At 67.6% G+C, this 22,882-nt stretch carries 1 protein-coding gene (only partly in view); it reads left to right on the top strand.

Features of this window, described 5'->3' with window-relative positions; genetic code table 11:
• A protein-coding gene (locus tag ACU0BR_RS13000; protein ID WP_446157258.1) for an LEPR-XLL domain-containing protein crosses the window boundary here: on the top strand, positions 1-22,882 show its 3' portion. 8,876 nt of this gene lie to the left of the window's left edge; only the last 22,882 of its 31,758 coding nucleotides appear in the window; its start codon lies off the left edge, out of view; the stop codon is at positions 22,880-22,882.

Raw genomic sequence — 22,882 nt, 5'->3', positions numbered from 1 at the left:
CATCTCGGTCGCCCTGTCGATCGCGCGCAACTCGATCCGTTCCACCGTGGATGCGGGGCTGTTCAACAGCGGCAGCACCGGCACGCCGGTGTCCGCCACGCAGGGCGAGATCCGCATCACCGCCGCGCGCAAGGCCACCATCGACGCGCAATCCACCGCCGCCGCGGCGTCGGTCGCGGCCAGCGCCTCGGCGAAATCGGTGGGCGTCGCCGCGGGCGGCGCGGTCGCCGTCAACCGCATCTACGGCGCCGCCGACGCCCATGCCGAAGGCAGCCTGCTGCGCGCCGACACCGTCACCATCACCGCCGACGCGCAATCCACCATCTCGGCGCGCATCCTGTCGGTCGCCGCCGCCATCGCGGCCTCGGGCGGGGGCAACAGCACCGCCGTGGGCATCGGCGTGTCCATCGCCGACAACCTGATCGGCTGGCAGGATCAGGCCACCAGCCCGGATCATACCTCCGACCAGACGGTCACGCTGGTCCCCGGCACGACCGTGCGCGTGGTCGATGGCGCCTATCGCGGCCGGGTCTATGAATACATCGGCAGCGGAGAGGCCGACGCCGATCTGTCGCGCGCCGATTACGGCAACACCCAGGCCTGGCGTCAGGTCGGGCTGACCCGCGAAGGATCGCTGACCGCCGCCTACATGCGCGATTCCGCGATCCTCGCCGATGGCACCGACCGCGCCGATCTGGTGATCGAGGCGCAGTCGCGGCAAAAGATCAACGCCACCGTCGCCGCAGGCGCCGTGGCGGTGGGCATCGGCACCGGCGGACTGGCCATCAGCGCGACGGGGGCGTTTTCGCGCAACCGCATCGCCGCCGACGCGGCGGCCTATGTCTCGGGCAGCAAGGACGGCGCCGCCTCGCTGCTCAACAGCGCCCGGATCGAGGCACGCGACAGCTCGACCATCGACAGCTTCACCGGCGCGGCCTCGTTTTCGGCCTCCGTCGGCGTGAGCGAGAAGTCGATCGCAGCCGCGCTCGGCGTGTCCATCGCGATGAACGAAGTGTCGAACGGCGTCGACGCCTATGTGGCGGATTCCGTGCTGTCGATCGGTGGCACCACCACGCCCGCGGGCAGCGATCCCTATTCGCTGCGCATCGCGGCGACGGCGGCGGGCGGTCAGGTCATCGACCTGAGCGGCGGCGGCCTGTCGGCGGCGGCGCTGGACGACGCCGCGCAGCAGGACATGGCCGAGGGGCCGAACGACACCGTGATCCGCGACGCGGCCGACCAAACGGGCGATGCGACCACGCTGAACACGCTGCGCGACCGGATCAAGACCGCCCTTGGCGAGGCGACCGGCAGCGGCACGATCGTCGTGACGCAGGCGGGCAAGGGCAGCTGGCTGGCCGCGCTCGACGACGGGCGCAGCTTTACCATCACCGACGCGGACGGGCTCAAGGCCGAACGCTCCACGATCAACGCGGTTTCGCTGGCGGCGTCGCTCGCGGCCAGCTTCAGCGCGGGCAGCAGCTTTGCCGTCAGCGGCGCGGGCGCCTACGGCGAAAACGTCGTGACCACGAACGTCAAGGCCCATGCCGACCGTTCCGACATCACCGCCACCGGCGACGTGGTGATCGAGGCGCGAAACGATGCGTCGATTTCCGCCGCGATCATCGCGGCGTCGATGTCGGTGTCGGTCAGCGGCTCCACCGGGGTGGGGGCGTCGATCGGTGTGGCCATCGCGCGCAACTTCATCGGGCAGGCCCGCAGCGGCGCCGCGGCGCCGGTACTGGTGCAGGCCTATACGTTGAATTCACGGGTGAATTCCACTGCGGGCGACCTGTCGATCCTCGCCGATGCCGACCAGGCGATCAATGCGCTGACCTTCGCGGGATCGGCGGCGGTTGCGGGCGGGTCCACCGGCGTGGCGCTGTCGGGATCGGGCGTGTGGAATGAAAACACCGTCGACGTCAACGTGCTGGCGGCCATCGACGGGCGCCACGCCACGCTGAGCGGCCCGGCGGCGCAGGCCAATAACATCACCGTTCAGGCCACCAACAGTTCCGAAGTGTCGGCCTTCGCGGGGGCGGCGTCCATCGCGGCGGGCCTGGGATCGACCGGGGTTGCGGTCTCCATCGGCCTGGGTCTGGCCCAGAACCGGATCGGCGGCACCGTCGAGGCCCGCGCACAGGGTGCGACGGGCACCGCTGGCGGTGACGGCGTTCTGGCGCGCACGGGCAACGTGAAGGTCACGGCCAGCGACAAGGCCGCCATATCGGTGATCGCGGCGGCGGCGTCGGTTTCGGCGGCGGTCGGTTCGACCGGCGTGGCGATCAGCGGCGCGGGGGCCGAGGCCACGAACCGTCTGAACACCACCACCAAGGCCCATCTGAGCGGCAGCCGGGTCCGCGCCACCGGCGGCAACGTCGATGTGGAGGCCAGGGCCGAGGGCCGCATCAAGGCCAGCGTGCTGGCCGCCTCGGCCAGCGTGGCGATCGGCTCGACCGGCGTCGGCGCCTCGGTCGGCGTCGCGGTCGCGCGCAACCTGATCGGCTACGCCCAGGATCAGGGCGCGGCCTTCACCAAGACCAGCGGCGACAGCGTCGATGCGCTGTCGAGCGGCCTGCGGGTCAAGATCGCCGATGGCGCGCGCAAGGGCGACATCTATCAATACATCGGCACCTACGTGCACAAGTCCGACAACCCCAACAAGGACAAGGACACCGACGCCGATCTGCCCTTCGCGCTGCGCAATCAGGATTACGCCAATACCGACCTGTGGAAGCTGGTCAACCTGGGCGAGGATCGCGCCAGCGTCGAGGCCGCGGTCATCGACAGTGCCGTCAACGCCGACGGCCGGCTGAAGGTCGACGCGCGCTCGGATCAGGCGATCCGCGCCACCACCGTGGCCGGCTCGGTCGCGGTGGCGGGCGGGTCCACCGGCATCGCGCTTTCGGGGGCGGGCGTCGGGGTGGAAAACCGCATCGCCACGGATGTGAAGGCGCATATCTCGGGCACGAATTCCGTGATCACGGCGGGCCGGGTCATCGTGAACGCCGATGAGATCTCGACCATCGACAGCTTTGCCGCCGGGCTTTCGGTGGCCGCGGCCTTCGGTCAGACCGGCGTTGCCGTGTCCATCGGGATCTCGATCGCGATCAACGAGATCGCCAATGCCGTCACCGCCTCCATCGACAGCGGCGCGAATGTGACCTCGACCGGGGCCGAGGGCGTGTCGGTGACGGCCTCCACGCCCGAGTTGCTGAACGGCGGCAGCGCCGCTGCGGCTTCGAGCCTTGGCGGGCTCAGCGCCGCCGCGCTCGACAATGCCGCAACGGCCGATGTCGATGACGACAATATCCGCGTCGCCAGCGATCTGTCGGCCGACAACACCCGGCTGAACACACTGCGCAGCAGCCTGCGCAACGCGGGCTTTGCGGTGGCCGACGGGCAGATGACCCTGTCCATCGTCGAAGAGGGCCAGCGCTGGATGGCGGTGGATGCCGAAGGCACCAGCTTTGCCATCACCCGCAACGGCACCGGCTTCTCGGCCAAGCGGTCCTCGATCAACTCCGTCTCGCTGGCGGCATCGGTCGCGATTGCGGGCGGCCAGGTCGGTGTGGCCGTGGCGGGCGCCGGTGCGGTGTCGCTGAATTCGGTCCAGACCAACGTGAAGGCCTATATCCAGGCGGCCAGCGTCACCACCCAGGCCGAAGGCGATGTGCTGGTCGACGCCCGCGCCGCGAGCGAGATCAACGCCACCGTCCTGTCGGCCGCCATCGCGGTGGCCGTGGGCCAGGTCGGCGTCGGTGTCGGGCTGGGCGTGTCGGTCGCGCGCAACTTCATCGGGCGCGATCTGACCGGCGATCCCGTGGCGAATGCGGGTCAGGTTCAGGCCTATCTGTCGGATGCCACGATCAATGCGGCAGGCGATCTGAACGTCGTCGCCAACAGCGATCAGGGCATCAAGGCGCTGACCTTCGCGGGCGCGGTCGCCGTGGCCGCCGGTCAGGTCGGCGTGGCCGTCACCGGGGCCGGCGTCTATGCCGAAAACCAGATCGACGCCACGACGCAGGCCTATATCGACGGCGACGGGACCGGCGTGCAGGCCGACAACGTCACCGTCAAGGCGCATGACGCCTCGCGCATCGACGCGGTCGGCGGCGCGGTCGCGATCTCGGCGGCCTTCGGCATGGTCGGGGTGGCCGTCTCGGTGGGTGTGTCCATCGGCATGAACACCATCGGCTCGACCGTCCTGGCCGAGATCCGCAATGCCGACAACCAGGTCGAGGCCCGCGCGGGCGACGTGCTGGTGCAGGCCACCAACGCGGCCACCATCGACGCGGCCTCTGCCGCCGCGGCGCTGGCCATTTCCGCAGGTGTCGGCGGGCTCAGCTTTGCGGGCGCGGGGGCCACGGCCAAGAACCTGATCACCACCGCCACCACGGCGCGCATCGACAATTCCACCGTCAAGGCCCTGGGCAGCGGCAATGTCTCGGTGCTGGCCAGCAGCAGCGCGCAGATCAACGCGCTGATCCTGTCGGCGGCGGCGGCCTTTGGCGCGGGCGGCGTGGGCGTGGGCGTGTCGATCGGCGCGTCGCTTGCCAAGAATCGCATCGGCGCGGGCGACGCCACCGGCGTCTTCGCCACGGTCGAGGACAGCACCGTCACCGCGGAGGGCGACCTGCGCGTCGACGCGCGGATGGACAAATCCGTCATCGACGCCAAGGTCATCGCCCTGTCGGCCGCCATTGCCGGCGGCTCGGTCGGGGTTGCGGCGGCGGGCGCGGGGTCGGATGCGCTCAATCAGCTCGACTATGCCGTGAAATCGTCGATCGTGCGCAGCACGGTCACCGCGACGGGTGGCTCTGTCATCGTCGACGCCCGCGACAACGCCGAGGTCAGATCCTTCGTCGGCGCGGCCTCGGTCGCGGCCTCGGTCGGCTTTGTCGCCGCTTCGGTCGCGATCTCGGTGTCGCTGTCAAGCAATGCCATCTCGAACACCGTCAGCGCCTTTGTCGCCAATTCCGACGTGACCGCGGGCAATGTGACCGTGCGCGCCGATGACGACAGCAGCATCACCGCCGAGGCCACATCCGCCGCGGTCGCCGTGGCGGGCGGGCTGGGCTTTGCGGTGTCGGGGTCCGGCGCGCGCACCGATGCGCGCAACACCAACACGGTCAGCGCCTATGTCACGGGTGCGGGTACGGGTACAGCTACGGGCAACCGGCTGAACCTGTCGGGCGATCTGACGGTCGATGCCACCGCGACGCCGAACATCGGCGCGCGCACCGGCACCAATGCGCTGGCCGCCGGGCTGGCCGCGATGGCCGCCAGCGGCGGGGTCGTCAACATCTCGGCCACCCCCAGCGTTTCCGCCTATGTCAGCAACATCCGCGTGGATGCCCGCGACGTCGCGGTGAACGCGCGTGGACAGGTGCGCGCCGCCGGGTTCGCCAAGGGCATGTCGGTATCCACCGGCCTGTCGATGGGCGCCAATGTGGTGACGGTCAGGACCGCGCCGGTGGTATCGGCCAGCGCGGGCGGCCTGCTGAACCTGCGCAACCTGAGCGTCAGCGCCCGCACCGAGCGCCCCGGCGGCGGCCGGACCGGCGACGCCTGGGCCGAATCCTCGGCCGGCGGGCTGCTGCTGGGCGCGACCTCGACCAAGACCACGGCCGAAAACCGCGACGTGGTCAGCGCGGGCATCGCGGGCGGCGCGGATCTGAACGCCACGGGCGCGGTTTCGCTGCTGGCCTTCAGCGACGTGTCGCAGAGATCCTATGCGAATTCCGCTGCCGTGGGGCTGGTGGGCGCGGGCGAATCCACCGCCTATGCGATATCCGACACCACGATCCGCGCCACCGTGGGCGATGGCGCGCAGGTGAATGCGGCCGACCTGTCGGTTCAGGCCAACGGCGTCGCCAGGAACCTTGCCGACACGGTCGGCGGCTCCGGCGGTCTGGTGGCGCTGGCCGGCGCGGCGCCCACCTCGACCACCAAGGCGAATGTGCTGTCCCAGATCAACGACGGCGCGGTCGTCGTGCTGTCGGGCGTGTTCGACCTGGCGGCGGCGCATACCGCGCTGCCCAACAGCATCGTCACCTCCGACGCCTACGGGCTGATCGGCGGATCGGGTGCGGAGGCGAAAAACACCGTGCGGACGAGCGTGGTGGCCCGCGTCGGCACCAACGACCAGGACGCCACCGGCGCCAGTGTCCAGGCGGGATCCGTCAGCATGGGCGCAACCAACACCGTCAACAAGCGCGACATCGGCCGCAACCACATCGACGGCGACGCGGGCGGGCTGGTCAGCGGCGCGGCGGCGACCTCGACCAATCTGGTCAGCCTGAGCACCATTGTCGACGTCAACGACCACAGCGCCGTGAATGCCACCGCGGGCGAGCTTGAGGCCCGCGCCTACAACGACATCCGCATCAACGACAAGGTGGCGCTGTTCACCGCGGGCGCGCTGTCGGGTGCCGGGGCCTATGTAACCTTCAACACGCCGGTGCTGCTGGCCGAAATCCGGGTGGGCGCGAATGCCGATGTCCGCTCGGCGGGGGATATGTATTTCGACGCGCAATCCGAAAGCGACGTCTTCCTGCAATCCTATTCGGAAACCTACGGCGCCGGCACGGTCGCGCTTGGCCATGCCAAGATCGACGTGCGGCCCGACAATCTGGTCAACATCCGGGGCACGATCCTGTCGGGCGGCGATTTCTACGCCACCGCGGGCACCGATGCGACCAAGCGTCTGGGCAACAACAGCTTTGTCGCCCGCGTCGACAATTTCGCCGGATCGCTCATCCCGATCAGCGACCTCGAAACCGTAGCCTTCTATCAGGTCGACAACACCATCGAGGTGTTCGGCGGCGCAACGGTCGAAGGTGCCAAGAACATCAACCTTTACGCCGATGAATACGGCATCGCCACGGTCGACGGCATCGCCAAGGCGACGAACTGGGCCTCGGCGGTGGGCGATGCGATCGACAGCGCGCTTGGCGGCAACAACACCGATATCGGCAACGGGCGCGGCCAGGCCGTGGCCTATGCCAAGGTGATCAACGACGGTCTGATCAAGACCGGCGCGGGGCGTCAGAAAACGCTCGAGGTCACCTTTGCGCTGACCGATGCCAACGATCCGACCTCTGCCGTCTATTCCGGCACCGGCACCGGCGATATCGACTGGCGGGTGGAAAACCGCTTTATCTATTCGCCCGACTACAACCTGCTGACCAAGGCGCGCGAGAACCTGCAGACCTATGGCGTCAAGGACAACGCGGGCAATTACGTGAACCCCGATCTGGTCACCTTCTACCAGAATGAGATCAACCGCCTGCTGGGCAACCTGCTGGCCTCGGGCCAGGCCGTGCAGTTGTCGGATGGCACGATCGTCCCGCGCACCGTGCAGTCGCCCTTCATCGTGGTCGATCCGGTCACCGCGCAGGCGGGCCGCGTCTCGATCCTCAGCGATCAGCTGGGCGGCACCGGCACCTTCGACGTGCCGCGCGATGCCCGGATCGAGATCGTCAACAAGACCCACGCCAACATGGAAATCCTCGGCGCCATCATCCCCGAGGTCAACGGCGGCATCAACTTCAACGGAATCGCCCTGGCCGAGGAGGCGGGCAAGCTGTCGCTCGCCAATCAGGAAAACGGCGTCCAGAACACCGAGGACAACCGCCTGGGCTTCGTCTCGCCCGCCTCGCAAGCGATCACGGCGGCCTTCACCATCTCCGATCGGTCCATCGCGGCCCCCCCCCCCGATCCCGATGCCACGCCGACCGTCGACAGCAACGCGCCGACAATCCTGATCTCGACCGACTACGACATCCTCGAAGGCCGCCTGAACGGCGACACCACCATCCGCACCTGGCCCAACATCTATATCCAGGGCGATGTGCTGAACCTGGGCGGCAACCTGTTCCTGCTGAACAACGCGACCCACCCCAGCGCCGACGGCGATGTGTTCACCAACGCCACCGTGGACGCCAAGAACTTCGTGCTGCGCACCGGCGGCACCGCCTATATCAACCAGACCGTCTATCACGCCGCCGGCGATCCCTATGCCAAGTGGAAGACCCCCGCGCTGACCGGCAATGGCGACGTGGATGCGGGCACGCTGAACGCGGCGCCGCTCACGCTGACCACCGGCGGACTCCAGCCCGACCTTTCGGCGGTGAACGATTTCCTCGACGTGGAACCCACCACCCCCTCGATCAAGGCGAAACGCATCCTGATCGATTCCGAATGGGTCAACATCAACGGCATCATCCAGGCCGGCGAAGACGACTACAACGTCATCCTGACCGCCGACGTGAAGGCCCAGATCGAGCGGCTGCGCAATTCGGGAACCACGCGCGTCACCCGGCTGGCCACCGGCGGGGACGGCTTCCAGACCTATTACGATCCCACGGGCAACAACGGCAACGGCAAGGTCATCGTGACCGAGCTGCGCCCTTCGGGCGGGCAGATCGACATCACCGGCAACGTGATGAACACGCGCAACGGCAAGATCATCGTCTATAACGGCTATCCCGACATCGACATCGTCAACAAGATGGGTTTCGCCGACGGCGATGCCCCCGAACTGGTGCTGGAACGCATCGACGCCACCACCCGCGGCGAGGGCAGCCTGATCATCAAGGACAAGGCCAAGCCCAAGGTCAACGGCGCGATCAACGCGACCATCTACACCACCGGCGAGAACGGCCAGATCACCAAGAGCGTCAACGGCGCGCAGTCCACCCTGTCGGGCAAGACCGACGTTTACACTCCGCGCGACGGCTTCCGCTATGGCTGGACCATCGTTCAGGCCACGCGCACCAAGGACGTGCATGAATTCACCGAAGGATCCTGGCTGGGCATCGACGCCTTCGTCCCCGACACCAGCAACATCACGCCCACCAAAACCACCAAATACGAAGGCGAGATCCTGCCGGATTCGAACTACTTCTTCCTCGATACGACGGGCAGCGATCCGGCCTATGTGACGGGCGATCCGGTCTATACCTACGCGAAAAAGGTACTGCAGACCGATCAGGACGGCCCGCGTCTGACGGCCTACAACTCCTGGTCCACCTGGTACGGCTCGCGCTATACCTTCCGCCAGTTCACGACGATCAAGGATTTCTCGAACTACTACACCCACACCATCCAGGCCGACCGGCCCATCGACATCCAGTTCATCGGCGATGCCGAAGGCTCGATCGTGGTGAAGGGCGGCAATTCCAACGTCGTGGTCGACGGGGCGCTGGAAAACGAATTCGGCGTGACCTCGATCGAGACGACGGGCACGATCCGCACCACCTCGGGCGGGATTCAGGGCTCCATCGGCGGGCGGCAGGTCAACCTGGTCGCAGGCGGCGGCATCGGGATCGCCCGCGACGCGGTGCGCGTGGATCTGACCGTGCCGAAAGCGGGCGTCAGCGTCGCGGACCACCCGCGGCTGGACGCGTCCACCACCAACGGGGCGATCTATCTGCAACAGGCCAGCGGCGACATGTGGATCGGCAACGTGACGGCAGGCGCCGGGCGCGATGTGGCCCTGACAGCCGGGCACAGCATCCTTGCCACCGGCAGCCAGGTCGTTCGCGGCGGAGCGGTCACGCTGACCGCGCTGTCGGGCGACATCGGCACCGCCGGCACGCCGATCGACATCGACACCGGCAATTCCAACCGCGACCTGCTGCGCGCCTATGCCGATGAGGGCGCGATCCACCTGCGCGAAACGGCGGGCGATCTGCGCCTGTTCGAGGTGCTGGCGCGCGACGATGTCTCGATCACCGTCACCTCGGGCAACCTGCTGGATTCCAACACCAATCAGCAACGCGACGAACGCGCGATTTCCGAATTGCGCGCCGGCGTCTGGAGCGATCTGTCCCTGACCGGCAGCAAGGCCGCGCAAAAGGTCGCCGACACCAAGACCGCGCTGGCCACCGCCAAGACCAACGAATACCGCGAATACTGGGACGTGCGGAACACCCAGCGCGACGCCAAGGCCGAAGAGCTGCGCGCCGCGGGCGAAACCGACGAGACCGTGATCGCCGCGACGGCGGATGCCTATTATCTGGAATTCCGCACGGCCGAACTGGCGGATTCGCCGCTGGTGGTCTTCACCGACGCCGAACAGGCCTATTACGAGGATTTCTATACCCGGCAAGGCACCGACGAAGGTGTCGCCGCCGCCGAACTGCCCGCCTATGTCGAAGCGGCGATCCTGACGCTGCGCACATCGCGCACGGCGCAGTATCGCGGACTGGACGCCAAACATGGCGACACCAACGGCGGCGTCTTCGACGCCAACTACGAGGTGACGCTGAGCGCGCAGGAAATCGCGGATATCGACGCCTCGATCAAGATCTGGACCGAAGACGAGCTGATCAACTCGATCGGCGCGGGCCTGCTGAAGCCCGTCACCGACACCGAAGTGCGGCTTGAGGACACCAACATCAGCGGCGACCGGATCACGCTGAACGTCTCGGGCGCCATCGGGCGCACCGACGGCAACGTGATCATCCCGATCACCGCGGGCGGCAATCTGACCGCCGATCAGCGCGTCACCCTGGGCGCGGCGGAACGCGATGACGTGTTCTACCTGACCTCGCCGCGCTATGAGGCGACCGTCTCCTTCCAGGCGGGGGCCAACACCATCACCCGCACCGACGGCGGCACCTGGGACAGCGGCCTTCTGGGTCAGGTCATCCAGGTCGAGGGCCGCAGCGCCAACGCGACCGAGGAAGGCCCCTTCTACACGGTCAGCGCGATCTCGGGCAACGTGCTGACGGTGGATGCCGGGAAACTGGCGCTGAAGGCCAGCGAAGTGGGTCAGCATGTCTTCGTCTCGTCGCTGGCGCTCGACCCGCTGGGCGAGGCGGCGGCCGCGACCGTCAACCTGTCGGGCAACACGATCACCCGCACCGCCGGCGACGGCTTTGGCGATTTCGCGCCGGGGATGAAGCTGCTGGTCAAGGGCAGCAAGGCCGACAACGACGCGCAATCGCTCTACACCATCGCGTCGGTAACGAATGACACGATCACCCTGACCGCATCGCCCTTCGCCGAGGCGCAGACCGGCGTGTCGGTGAAACTGGACCAGTTCGTCGAAATCGCCGCCGTTCAGGTGCAGCTGCGCGAGGATCTGGACATCATCGCCAAGGGTGTGGTGAACGTGACCGCGGGCAGCCAGAGCTTCCTCGGCTCGGAAGCCGCGGTCGCGATCGGCCAGATGAACGTGGGCGGCAACCTGCGGATCAAGGCGCAAGGCAACCTGACCAACACGCTGGGCGCCACGGGCACCAACATCGTCAGCGACGACCTACTGCTGGAGGCAGGCCAGGGCGGCATCGGCGGCAATTCCGCAGCCGAACGGATCTATCTGGACCAAAGCGCGACCGGCACGCTGACGGCGCGCGGCGCGGGCGGCATCTATCTGACCGAACGTGCGGGCGACATGAACGTCAACACGCTCTATTCGCAATCCAGCGATGTGGATCTGGTGGCCGAGGGCTCCATCGTCGACGCGCAGGACAATGACTTCGTCAACATCGAGGCCAACAACATCCGGCTGAAGGCGCTCAACGGCACCATCGGCCAGGCGGGCGACGCGCTGGATATCGAGGCGCGCGGCGACGTGGGCAGCGACAAGGGCCTGGTGACCGCAACCGCCAAGGGCGACATCACCCTGACCGAACAGGTGGGCGATCTGAACGTGCGCACCATCTCGTCGCAGACCGGATCGGTCACGCTGGAGGCCGCGCTGTCGATCTTCGACGCGGTCGATCTGGTCGATCCGACCGACCCCGACAGCGCCGACGCCACCCCCAGCGCGGCCCGGCTGGGCGCCGACGTGCTGGCCTGGGGCGACATCGACCTGACCGCGCGCCTGGGCTTCATCGGGGCGGCGGGCAATGAGCTCGACATCGACAGTTCGCGCGGCGACGGCGGAGTGCTGGGCAATGCCAGCACCGGCAAGGTGACCACCTCCAGCTATCAGGACGCCTATATCATCGAGGGCAGCGGCAACCTGACCGTCGACCGCGTGGGCATCGACCCCGCCGTCGCGGCCGCGGGCACGCTGTATCTGACCGCCACCGTCGGCGGCATCTTCAACGGCGCGGGCGCGGGCCAGTCGAACGTCATCGGCGGACGCACCTTCCTGATCGCGCAGAAAAATATCGGCACCGACCTGACGCCGATGTTCACGCGGGTCGGACAGATCCAGTCGATTTCCACCACCGGATCGACCTATGTGCACAACGAAGGCGGGTTGAACGTGCAGTCGCTGGACGGCACCGGCCTGGGCCAGTCCTCGGGCGGCGATATCGTCACCACCGCCTCCAGCCCGATCACCATCAACACGGCGACGTCCGCAGGCGGGAACGTCCTGATCAAGGCGACCGAATCCGCGCCCGAGGATTACGACATCGTGACCGTGAACGCGAATGTCACCGCCGGCGGTTCCCTCACCGTCCTGGCGGGCGATCACATCGTCATCGACAGCTCGAGCACCCTGACGGCGGGCGGCGACCTGACGCTGACGACCGACTTCGACGATCAGGGCACCGGCGGCGGCAATCTGACCGTCGACGGCACCGTGACCGCGGGCGGCGACATCGCCTACACCACCGGCGGCGACGAGGATCGCATCCTGCTGACCGGAACGACCACCGCGGCGGGCGGCTTTACCCTGACCACCGGCGGCACGCGCGATTTTGTCGAGCTGACGGCGACGGGCGTGATCGACGCGGCCTCCATCGGCTTCGACCTCGGGGCGGGCGACGACCAGATGGCGCTGCGCGGCAGCCTCGTCTCCGGCTCCACCATCCTTGTCGATGCGGGCGCAGGGGCGGATTCCGTCCTGATCGAGGACATGGTCGCGATGCAGGGTCACACGACCGTTCTGGGCGGCACCGGCGACGACCGGCTGAGCGTCACGCGGCTGAACAGCCAGGACCGCGCGACCGACAGCCTGCTGCTGGACGGCGGCGCGGGGTCGGATGACATCTTCATCCAGACCCACGGCTCCGAAACCGGGACGGCCGATTACATCATCGACGCCTTCGACAGCGGCGCACCCGACGCGGGCGCCGACACGATGGTCGTCAGCGGCACCGCGCAGGACGACTTCTTCCTCAGCCGCGCCAATTTCATGGCGCTGATGCATGGCACCAAGGATCAGATCCGCGACAACACCGCGGACCGCCCCCAGACGGTGGAGCGGATCAACTACGACCGTTCGATCAACGGGCGCATCACGGCACTGGGACTTGATGGCGCCGACAGCTTCATTTCCGACGACAACGCCGCGATCATGACGCTCGACGGCGGCGCCGGGAACGACGAGTTCCAGTTCGGCCAGATCTTCGGCATCGACCCGGTCTTCGGCGGCGTCGACGAGAACGGCCTGTCCAACGGCATCGCCGCGGGCGACAGCATAGAGGCCGTGCTGACCACGCGCGGGTATCTGTCGAACGGCGTCAGCTTTGCCACCATCGCCTTCGGCGGCGCGGGCAACGACCGCTTCACCGTCTACGCCAATCGTGCCCAGCTGAAGCTGGAGGGCGAGGCCGGCAACGACGACTTCATCATCCGCGCCTTCCTGCTCGACACCGGCGAACAGATGGATCAGGAACTGACGGAGGTGCGCGCGGGCGACGGCGACGACAACATCCAGTACAACATCAACTCGCCCGTCGACATCGACGGCGGCGCGGGCTTCGACACGGTGATCGTGCTGGGCACCGAAGGCGACGACAATTTCGTCGTCACCGAAAACGGCATCTTCGGCGCCGGGCTGGCGATCAACATTTCCAACACCGAGGAGGCGCTGGAGGTCGACGGCCTGGAGGGCAACGACAACTTCTTCATCCTGTCGACGGCCGCGGGCGCGGTAACCAACGTGATCGGCGGGCTGGGCTCCGACACTTTCACGGTGACCGGCGACGTGACCGAACAGATCGTCTCGCTCGACAACAAGGGCCGTTCGGGTCTGATCAACCACCAGATCGCCAGCGGCGACGACCTCTATGACGAAACCTTCGTCGCGGGGCTGGGCACGAACATCGCCGACGCGGTGCGCGGCGTGGTCAGCATCGGCCAGGAAGCCTCCAGCGACACGACCCAAGGCAAAACCGTGGTCAGCGAAACCCAGGGCCGTCGGCGTGACGTCTACACCGTGAAGCTCTCCGAAGAAGTCGCGGTGGGCGCGATGGTCTATGTGACCGTCTCGGCCGCGCGCTCCTCGACCACCGACAAGGCGCTCGCGGTGCCGGTGATGGCCGCGGACGCCAGGATCAGCTTTGCCGCCGGCGGCACCACGCTGACCCGCGACAGCGGCAGCTGGATCGACGACGGCTTCGACATCTACCAATCGCTCGATCTGAGCGGCACGGGCGACAGCGACGGCATCTACGAGATCATCTCGCTGACCGATACCACGATCACCGTGGGACGCAGCTTCGCCACGACCGAGGCGGGTCTGGCCGGTGCCTCCGTGCGGGGACAACAGGCGGAATCCGTCCTGCTTTCGGCGGGCGGCGGCGCCTTCACCGACGCGCTGGTGCTGACGTTCGATCACACCAACTGGAATCAGGAACAGGTCGTCACCGTCGAGGCGCAGGACGACGCCGCCAAGGAAGGCAAGCGCACCGTCATCGTCAGCCACTCCGTCACCTCGACCGACCCGATCTTCGACCGGGCCGATGTCGAGAACCTGGAAATCACCGTCGAGGACGACGACAAGGCAGGCGTGCTCATCGCCGAAAGCGGCACCGACACGCTGCTGCTGGAAGGCGCGAAGGGCATCACCGACAGCTGGGATGTCAGCCTGACCCGCGCCCCCGATGTGGGCGAGGTCGTGACCGTCACCCTCACCGACGGGTCCAACAGCGGCGATCTGGCCTACGACAAGAGCGTGCTGAGCTTCACCCATCTCAACTGGAACCAGCCGCAGACCGTCACCGCAACCGCAGTCGCGGATGGCCTGGTCGAAAACGAGGAGCGTATCCTCGTCACCCATGCCGTCACCTCCACCGGCGGCGCCTACGCGGCCGTCGCCAGCGAGGAGCTGCGCGTGACCGCCGTGGACGGCGACAGCGCCGGCGCCCTGGTGCGCGAGACGAACGGCGACACGGTCATCATCGACCAGGCAGGCAAATTCGACACCTACACCGTGCGGCTGACCAAGAAACCGACCGCGGATGTCACCTTCAACATCTTCGACGACGGCCAGACCCGCGTCGTGCCCGACACCGGCACCGACCCGCGCGTCACGCTCACCACGCTGGCGCAAGAGACGGTGACGGTCGACTTCCTGCACGACCCCACGCAGAAGACCCCCGACCGCATCCTACGCTCCAGCGGCAGCTGGGCCGCGGCGGGTTTTGCCAAAGGGCAGACCATCGACATCACCGGCACCGGAACCGACGGCAACGACGGGCCGCTGATCATCGGCAGCATTTCCGAGGACGGCAAGACGATCTACCTGTCGGGCGGCACCCGTGTCGTGGCGCAGGAGGACGTCAGCGCGACGCTCACGGCCGAGGCCGCGCAGATCACCTTCACCGACAAGAACTGGAACGAGGAGGTCATCGTCAAGCTCGAGGCCGACCCGACCTACACCCCCTCGGCCGATCGCTACTTTACCCGCGTCTTCCCGGCGGAGGAACATACCACCTCCAAGGTCTATGGCCCGCTCGTCATCGACGGCGGTCCGACCGAGGCGCGTTCGCTGCGCACGGCCGTGATGCTGCCGACCGAGCGCGACACCGGCCCGATATCCATCGACGACAGCACCGACGAGACGATTCAGAACGACCGGGTCAACATCCAGAACGACGGCGACGTCACCGGCACCCCCGGCTTCATGTCGCTGATCTCGGACGGGGTGCTGGTCAACGGGCTCGACATGGGCACCGGCGCGATCGACTTCGACGTCAGCGATGCGCAGGACGGCTCCCAGATCGAGACCTACAACCAGGGCATCACCATGCGCACGGTCGAGATCATCGACGTGCTGCTGGGCGAGGGTGACGACAACTTCACCATCTCGGGCACCAATGTCTTCTCCGACAACCTGGTGGATCTGCCCGTCACGGCGGTACATGGCGGCGGCGGCGCCGACACGATCACCGTGACCGGCGGCGCGGGTCCGGACAGCCTGCTGGTGATCTACGGCGACACCGACACCTACGGCGCGCGCTACGACTATTCCAGCGGTGCACCCACCGGCAACGGCCTGGTCTTCGACGGCTTCGACCGGCCCGAGGATCACGGCGACACCATCGACGCGCGGCTGCTCACCTCGCTCGACCCCGATGCGACCGGGCTCACGATCTACGGCGGCATCGGCAACGACACGATCTGGGGCAGCTCCGGCAGCGACCAGATCGCCGGCGGCGGCGGCGACGACACGATCCACGGACTGGACGGCAACGATCACATCTACGGCGACGACGGTTTCAGCACCGATCTGCTGACCCGGGAACCGACGGTCGTGTCGGGATCGGTCACCGTGCCCTTCCGCGACAGCGCCGACACCCGCCTCGCGGGCAAGGACACCATCTTCGGCGGCGCGGGCGACGACTTCATCCTGGGCGATCACGGCATCATAAGCCAGCTTCCCGGCACGCTGCGCCTGGCCGACACGGGCCGCGTGTCGCGCGTGGAAAGCGTTCAGGCGCAGGACGGCGCGGATGACATCATCTACGGCGGCGAGGGCACCGACCTGATCATCGGCGGCACCGGCAGCGACGCGATCACCACGCTGGGCGGAAACAACATCGTCTTCGGCGACAACGGGCTGATGGACCGCGTCGCGCTCGACGGCGACATCGGCGACATCGACGAGATGTACAGCACCCATCCGGGCTTCGGCGCGCGCGACATCATCACCACGGGCGCGGGTTCCGACATCATCGTCGGCGGCGCGGGGGCGGATGCAATAGACGCCGGCGCGGGCAACAACCTGATCAGCGGCGATCGCGCCCTGATCCGCGCGCTGAGCGATCTGGACGCGCCGCAGCTCGGCGGCATCCCGATGACGCTGGGCTACGTCACCACAATGGCGCCGCACGCCGACGACGCGGCCGATATCATCCGCAGCGGCACCGGATCGGACCTCATCCTGGGCGGCGGCGGCGGCGATTGGATCGCTGCCAGGGGGGGCGAAACCCCTGCCCTGCCCGATGGCGACAACCTGATCCTGGGCGATTACGGTCTGGCCAACTGGCAGGCCGTCGAGGGCGCGGCGCGGCTGATATCGGCCATCACCCAGGATAATGACAAGGGCGGCGACGACCGCATCTTCACCGGGCGCGGCAGCGACATCGTGCTGGGCGGCTTCGGCGCCGATGTCATCAACGCCAGCCACGGCGACAACATCGTGCTGGGCGACGAGGGCATGCTGCGCGGCAGCGCCGTGGCCGGCGTCACCCTGCCCGCCTTCGCCCTGTCGCTGGAGCGCGTCTCCAGCTTCGACAGCGATCACGGCGGCAGCGACGACATCACCACCGGCGACGGCACCGACGTCATCATCGGCGGCAGCCGTGGCGACAGGATCTATGCGGGGCACGGCGACAACATCGTGCTGGGCGACCTGGGCCTTGCCACCATGACCTCGGGCACCCCGAACTTCGGCACCCTGCCCTACGTGCTGCGGACGGTGACCACCTTCGCCGCGCAATACGGCGGCGACGACACGATCCGCACGGGCACCGGGTCCGACCTGCTTGTGGGCGGCAAGGGCCGCGACCAGATCTTCGCCAGCCTGGGCGACAGCGCCGCCGCCACGCCCGACGGGCAGAACATCGTCGCAGGCGACAGCATCGCCGCCTATTGGGGCGCGGTGGCGGACCCGGATCTGGCGACGCTCGACTACGTCGCCTCTGGCTGGACCGGCGGCGACGGCGCCGACCGCATCACCACCGGCAGCGCGGCCGACATCGTGCTCGGCGGCGGCGGCGGCGACACCATTCTGGCCGGAGAAGGCGCCAACGTGGTCATGGGCGACAGCGGCGAGCTGATCGCAGGGGCGCAGGCGGTCAACCTGCCGTCCTTCGGCATGGCGCTGCAAACCGTGCGCACCACCGATACCGACAAGGGCGGCAACGACACCATCCGCACCGGCGCCGCCACCGACATCGTTGTCGGCGGCTTTGGCGCGGATGACATCGTCGCGGGCGACGGGGCAAACATCGTCCTGGGCGACAATGGGGAATTGATCCTCGACGCCGGCACCCCGAACTTCGGCGACCTGCCCTATGTGCTGGAGCGGGTCGAGAGCCTCGCGCCGGAACATTTCGGCGCCGATGCGATCACCACCGGCGTGGGCGCGGACCTCGTGGTCGGCGGCTCGGGCGGCGACGACATCGTCGTCAACTTCGGCGAGACCACCGCGCGGCCCGACGCGCAGAACATCGTGCTGGGCGACAACATCGTCGCGGACTGGATCGCGGATGGCGATCTCGCGACGCTCGACAGCATCACCTCGTCCTGGACGCCCTTCGACGGCGACGATCTGATCCATTCCGGCAGCGCCGACGATATCGTCATCGGCGGCGGCGGCAACGACGAGATCCTGGCGAGCGAAGGCCAGAACGTCGTGCTGGGCGACAGCGGCACGCTGGTGTCGGGGGCCACTTCGGTCAACCTGCCGTCCTTCGGGATGGCCCTGCGCGAGGTCCGCTCCACCGACACCGACAAGGGCGGGCGCGATGTCATCACCACCGGCTCCGCGACCGACGTGATCTTCGGCGGCGCGGCGGGCGATCTGATCGACGCGGGCCAGGGCGACAACCTGGTGCTGGGCGACAGCGGTCTGGCGCTGGTGGAATCCGGCGCGCCGAACGTGGGTCAGATGCCCTTCGGCCTGCTGAGCGTGCGCACCATCGACGCCATTCACGGCGGCGTCGACCAGATCACCACCGGCCTTGGCGCCGATGTGGTGCTGGGCGGTGCGGCGGGCGATTTCATCATCACCGACGCCGATGACGGCAGCGGCGCGCAGGATGGCGAAGACATCATCCTGGGCGATCACGGCATCATCGATTTCGTGAACCCGGTCACCGGCACCTACGGTCCGCTGCGCGACGTGCTGTCGACCGATGTGGCCGAGGGCGGCGACGACACGATTCATTCGGGCGCCGGCATGGACATCGTGCTGGGCGGCGCGGGCGGCGACGTGATCGACGCGGGCCCGATCCAGAACCTGCGCGACATCGTCTTCGGCGACAACGGGCACGTCACCTTCGGCGGCTCTGCCGAATTCCGCGGCGCCGACCTGGGCGATCCGACGGGTCAGGAATATGCCATCATGGGCTTCAACTTCGGCGCCCGGACCGATAGGCATGACGATGACCACCACGACGATCACGGCAACGACAAGGACGAAACCACCCATATCCACGGCACCGCGGGCACCGGCGTCAGCGCCTCCGCGCTGCCCGCGCCGCGCGCCTCGGGCTGGATCGACCTGGCAGGCGGCGAAGGCATCTTCGGCGACGACGCGACCGAGCTGATGACAGATGAGGCGGGCGCGCTCATGCCCGGCGTCACCATCCGCTGGGGCGCCATCGACAAGCGTGGCCGCGCCGATGACGCGCATACCGATACCAACGACGCCCTGCGCGAGAAATACGGCCTGACCTCGGATGAGCGGCTGTTCGAGGGCTACCTCTACGGCGATGACGACGACAAGATCGAGGTCGTGATCGAAGGGCTGTCCGGCCAGTTCGAGGAATACGACATCTACGTCTATCTCGATGGCGACGCGGGCAAGACCGACAAGAAGGGCGACGGCATGCGCCGCGTCACCATCAACGGCGCGCAGACCACCTTGGCCGACCCGCGCGGCACCGATTTCGACGGCAGCTATACCGCCGCGAACGGCACGGGGGTGGCGAATTACACCACCGCCACCGGGCTGAGCGCCGACAAGGTCACGGTGCTGGTCGACGTGCCCGAAGGCTGGTCCGGCAAGACGCGCCCGGTGATCTCGGGCATTCAGGTCGTGGGGCGGTCCCATGCCATCGATGTGGCCGAATCCATCGCGCCCGATGTGGGCGGCGATGACTTCATCAAGACCGGCGGCGGCGACGACATCGTCATCGGCGGCGCGGGCAACGATGTGATCGACACCGCGGGCGACGCGGATATGGGCCATCTGGATAACGACGCCGTCTTTGGCGACAATGGCCGCGTGAGCTTCGTTCAGCGCGGCGCGGGTGCCACCCAGTTCGGCGAGCTGCGCGAGATGGAAAGCATCGACGCGATGCAGGGCTTCTTCTTCGACGACACGATCCTGACCGGCAACGGCCGCGACAGCGTCATCGGCGGCGAGGGCAGCGACCGGATCGACGCGGGCGACCGCGGGCCGCATAACGGCGTCGACGACGCGCTGTCGGCAGGCGCCTTCGCCAGCCTCAGCATCAACTTCGCCAGCACGCTGGACGAAAGCGACGTGCAGGCCCGCGCCGGGATGGTGTCGGATGCCGAATGGGTGAATTTCGACGTCGATCACGACGGCCACGACGGCCACGACGGCCACGACGGCCACGACGGCCACGACGATCATCACGACGATGACGACGATCGCAAGGGCGGCAAATCCGACAACGACAGCCATGACCACGACGGCCACAGCCATTCGAGCGGCCGCGACAAGACGGAAACCCTGCGCACGGCCGACGGCGTGAGCATCCGCATCGGATCCGATCTGGACGGGCGCAAGCCCTATGGGCTGGAAACCGGGACCCGCGACGATCTGAACCCCGACACCCAGAACGGGCGCATGATGAACGGCGCGATCTATGCCAAGAGCGGCCGCACCCTGGGCGTCGATGTCACCGATCTGGGCGCGCGCTTCGGCACCGACAGCTATGACGTCTACATCTATCTCGACGCGCAGGATGCCCGCGCCGCGCGCGACGGTGTCGTCCGCCTGTTGCAGGCCGGTCAGGCGGAGCGTAATTCCGACGGCTTCGGCAACGCGGGCTTTGCGGGCGAGTTCCTTGAACATGACCCCGCCGATCCGACGCAGGCGGCCAATGTGCTGGTGTTCCGCGACGTCTCGGGCGACGCCTTCAGCCTGCGGGTGGACAATGGCGGCAGCTACGACAGCCGCGGCCGCTACCGCGCCAACGGCGGTGACACGCTGGGCATCGCGGGGCTTCAGATCGTGGCGGGCGCGGATCGCGGCGACGTGGTGGCGCAGGGCGATTACGACAGCGACCGCGTGCTGGGCGATCAGGGCCGGATGCGTCTGTTCGACGATCAGGTCTTTGAAATGGTCTCCGCCCCCGGTCAGATCGGCAGCGCCGACGACACCATCGACGGCGGCGTCGACGGCGATGTGCTGATCGGCGGGTCGGGCGATGACACGATCCACGCCGAGGCGGGCGACGACATCGTCACCGGCGATCACGCCCGCGCCATCCTGCGCAACGACATGATCGCGGGGCTGAACGGCGACGGCAAAGGCCATGACGACTATGACGACAAGCACTTCGATCCCTTCGGCGTGCCGGGCCTGACGCTGCTTTACCCCGAGCTTGGCGGCAATGACGTGATCGAGGGCGGCCAGGACGACGATTGGGCCTGGGGCGGCGGCGGAGACGACACCTATGTCTTCGCGAGCACCGAACTGGGCTCCGATCTGGGCGCCGACCGTCTGGTCGAGGCCGACGGCCATCACGATGACCACGGGCATAAACACGGGTATGGCCACGGGTATGGGCACGACGGCCATGACACCGACGTGGGCCTGTCCAACGACACCGGCGACACGCTTGATTTCAGCCGGTTCGACGGGCCGGTCGACATCGATCTGGGCCGCGACGGCCAGCAGCAGGTCAGCGGCAACAAATACGACCAGGCACGCGCCCTGCTGATCACGCTGCATTCCGATCATGCGTTCGAGGATCTGGTGGGCTCGCAATACGATGACGAACTGACCGGCAACGATCGCAACAACGCCATCCTGGGTCTTGCGGGCGATGATCGGATCGACGGCGACAGCGGTGCCAACTTCATCGACGGCGGCGCGGGCGACGACGATCTGGACGCCGGGTCGGGCAAGTTCGACGATCACGGGTATGGCCACGGCCACGGCTACGGGCATGACGATGACGATCACGGCAAGCACGATCACAAGCAAACCGCCGACAACATCATCCTCGGCGGCTCCGGCGACGACCGCATTCGCGGCGGCTATGGCAATGATCTGATCGACGGCGGCGAAGGAAACGACCGGATCGACGACAACAAGGGCACCAACCTGATCTTCGGCGGGACCGGAAACGACTATATCAAGAACGGCAAATACGACACGGTGGTCGGCGGCGCGGGCCATGACAAGCTGAAGAAGTCCAAGCGCGGCACCGTCATCTCCGGCGAGATGGACAGCGCTGCGCGCGATGCCGCGATAGCGGAGGCGATGGTCGGCTTCGAGAGCGCCTTCGCCCGCGCCGATTTCCACACCGACGCCAACCCCGGCTCGGATCTGCGCGGCAAGCTGGGCGGCTTCATCACTTCGGTCGGGGCCCCGGCCGAGGCGCAGAAGATGGTGCGCGATCTCTACCACGACGCGCGCTTCGGCGGGGCCGCGATGGCGGCGCGACCGGGTGCGCAGCAGATCATCTCTGCCATCACCGAAAGCGAAATCGTCATCAGCATCGACGCCAACCCGGCGCGCAACGGCGGCACCTCCTCCTATGTGTTCAATGCCGACAGCGGCGAGTTCGAATTGACGAGCTTCGACAACGCCGATGCGCCGGTCGATGCGGTGCACACGCTGCTGGACGCCGACGGGTCGCTGTTTGCCTATATCGACCGGCTGGGCGGGCTGTGGCTGCTGGACGACATCGCGCAGAACCCGGGCGGCACCGCCGATAACGGCGCCGACGACTGGCTGTTCATCGCGGATTACTGA

This window comes from Brevirhabdus sp. (assembly GCF_052826345.1).
Note: the sequence above shows the minus strand (reverse complement) of the source record. Positions and strands in the feature narration are given on the sequence as shown.